The organism is Cupriavidus sp. WS (assembly GCF_000395345.1).
In the GTDB taxonomy this organism is placed as follows: Bacteria; Pseudomonadota; Gammaproteobacteria; order Burkholderiales; family Burkholderiaceae; genus Cupriavidus; species Cupriavidus basilensis_B.
Genome location: NZ_AQPL01000607.1, coordinates 1 through 3,295 on the forward strand (window position 1 = coordinate 1; position 3,295 = coordinate 3,295).

Genomic DNA, 3,295 nt, shown 5'->3' on the forward strand with positions numbered 1-3,295 from the left:
GCTTATCGGCCAACGCAACGAATAGGGATGTAGTCAGGTTGTGTCTTGTATCGGCCAAGCTGCTGAGCAGCGGCACGCGATACGTCAACCAGGCAGAAACACACTGGTTATAGGATCAAGCCTTACGGGCAATTAGTACTGGTTAGCTTAACGCATTACTGCGCTTCCACACCCAGCCTATCAACGTCCTGGTCTCGAACGACCCTTCAAGGAGGTCAAGCCTCCAGGGAATCCTCATCTTCAGGCGAGTTTCCCGCTTAGATGCTTTCAGCGGTTATCTCTTCCGTACATAGCTACCCTGCGATGCCTCTGGCGAGACAACAGGTACACCAGCGGTACGTCCACTCCGGTCCTCTCGTACTAGGAGCAGCCCCCGTCAAGATTCCAACGCCCACGGCAGATAGGGACCAAACTGTCTCACGACGTTTTAAACCCAGCTCACGTACCTCTTTAAATGGCGAACAGCCATACCCTTGGGACCGGCTACAGCCCCAGGATGAGATGAGCCGACATCGAGGTGCCAAACACCGCCGTCGATATGAACTCTTGGGCGGTATCAGCCTGTTATCCCCAGAGTACCTTTTATCCGTTGAGCGATGGCCCTTCCATTCAGAACCACCGGATCACTATGTCCTGCTTTCGCACCTGCTCGACTTGTCGGTCTCGCAGTTAAGCACGCTTTTGCCATTGCACTTTAGGTACGATGTCCGACCGTACCAAGCGTACCTTCGAACTCCTCCGTTACACTTTGGGAGGAGACCGCCCCAGTCAAACTGCCTACCATGCACTGTCCCCGACCCGGATTCACGGGCCAAGGTTAGAACCTCAAACAAACCAGGGTGGTATTTCAAGGTCGGCTCCACGCAGACTAGCGTCCACGCTTCAAAGCCTCCCACCTATCCTACACAGATCGGTTCAAAGTCCAATGCAAAGCTACAGTAAAGGTTCATGGGGTCTTTCCGTCTAGCCGCGGGGAGATTGCATCATCACAAACACTTCAACTTCGCTGAGTCTCGGGAGGAGACAGTGTGGCCATCGTTACGCCATTCGTGCAGGTCGGAACTTACCCGACAAGGAATTTCGCTACCTTAGGACCGTTATAGTTACGGCCGCCGTTTACCGGGACTTCAATCAAGAGCTTGCACCCCATCATTTAATCTTCCGGCACCGGGCAGGCGTCACACCCTATACGTCCACTTTCGTGTTTGCAGAGTGCTGTGTTTTTATTAAACAGTCGCAGCCACCATTTTATTGCAACCCCTTCACCCTCCTGGCGCAGGCCAGTCAAGCTACAAGGGCGTACCTTATCCCGAAGTTACGGTACCAATTTGCCGAGTTCCTTCTCCCGAGTTCTCTCAAGCGCCTTAGAATACTCATCTCGCCCACCTGTGTCGGTTTGCGGTACGGTCTCGTATGACTGAAGCTTAGAGGCTTTTCTTGGAACCACTTCCAATTGCTTCGCAGCACTAGGCCGCTCGCCCCATATCCTTGAATTCCGCGCCCGGATTTGCCTAAGCGCCTTCTCCAATACAGGGACCGGGACTTCCAACACCCGGACAACCTTCCGCGATCCGTCCCCCCATCGCATCATACGACGGTGCAGGAATATTAACCTGCTTCCCATCAGCTACGCATCTCTGCCTCGCCTTAGGGGCCGACTCACCCTACGCCGATGAACGTTGCGTAGGAAACCTTGGGCTTACGGCGAGGGGGCTTTTCACCCCCTTTATCGCTACTCATGTCAGCATTCGCACTTCTGATACCTCCAGCATCCTTTACAAGACACCTTCACAGGCTTACAGAACGCTCTCCTACCATGCACTTACGTGCATCCGCAGCTTCGGTGACTGGCTTAGCCCCGTTACATCTTCCGCGCAGGACGACTCGATCAGTGAGCTATTACGCTTTCTTTAAAGGGTGGCTGCTTCTAAGCCAACCTCCTGACTGTTTTAGCCTTCCCACTTCGTTTCCCACTTAGCCAATCTTTGGGACCTTAGCTGGCGGTCTGGGTTGTTTCCCTCTTGACACCGGACGTTAGCACCCGATGTCTGTCTCCCGTGATTGCACTCTTCGGTATTCGGAGTTTGCTATGGCGGGGTAATCAGCAATAGACCCCCCAACCATGACAGTGCTCTACCCCCGAAGGTGAGACACGAGGCACTACCTAAATAGTTTTCGGAGAGAACCAGCTATTTCCAGACTTGTTTAGCCTTTCACCCCTATCCACAGCTCATCCCCTAACTTTTCAACGTTAGTGGGTTCGGTCCTCCAGTACGTGTTACCGCACCTTCAACCTGGCCATGGATAGATCGTCTGGTTTCGGGTCTACACCCAGCGACTGAACGCCCTATTCGGACTCGCTTTCGCTACGCCTTCCCTAATCGGTTAAGCTTGCCACTGAATGTAAGTCGCTGACCCATTATACAAAAGGTACGCCGTCACCCGTTTCCAGGCTCCGACTGTTTGTATGCATGCGGTTTCAGGATCTATTTCACTCCCCTCCCGGGGTTCTTTTCGCCTTTCCCTCACGGTACTGGTTCACTATCGGTCGATCACGAGTATTTAGCCTTGGAGGATGGTCCCCCCATCTTCAGACAGGATTTCACGTGTCCCGCCCTACTTGTCGTACACCTAGTTCCACAACGCTGTTTTCGCATACAGGGCTATCACCTGCTATGGCCGGCCTTTCCAGACCGTTCTGCTAACAACACTGCTAAAGAGTACAAGGCTCTTCCCATTTCGTTCGCCACTACTTTGGGAATCTCGGTTGATTTCTGTTCCTGCAGCTACTTAGATGTTTCAGTTCGCCGCGTTCGCTTCCCTGACCTATGGATTCAGTCAGGGATGACCCATACGGGCCGGGTTTCCCCATTCGGACATCTCCGGATCAAAGCTTGTTTGCCAGCTCCCCGAAGCTTTTCGCAGGCTACCGCGTCCTTCATCGCCTGTGATCGCCAAGGCATCCACCACATGCACTTGTTCGCTTGACCCTATAACGAGTGTGTCTCAATTGCTTGAGCCACATCACTACAGGTTGAGTTCTCGCATTTGTGCCGTATTCCAAGTCATCTTTCGATCACTTTAAAATACATTTGGTTGATACAATCACAACCCGGTATCGTGTTTTACTGCAGCGTCTCATCAACGCTCACGACACCTTTACTACATCCCATATTGTTAAAGAACAGCCGATGTTTCCATCGTCTTGGCAAAGCCAAAGGCAAACGCTTTTCTCTCAAAGCGCTTGCCTTTGGACTGACCAATCCAAGGTAGTGGTGGAGGATGACGGGATCGA

The 3,295-nt window shown here is 52.6% G+C and carries 1 rRNA gene; it reads right to left on the bottom strand.

What is annotated here, in order from left to right:
• Positions 1–111 precede the first annotated feature (111 nt).
• Positions 112–2,990, bottom strand: a 23S ribosomal RNA gene (locus tag K206_RS0135485).
• Between the last annotated feature and the right edge of the window lie 305 nt (positions 2,991–3,295).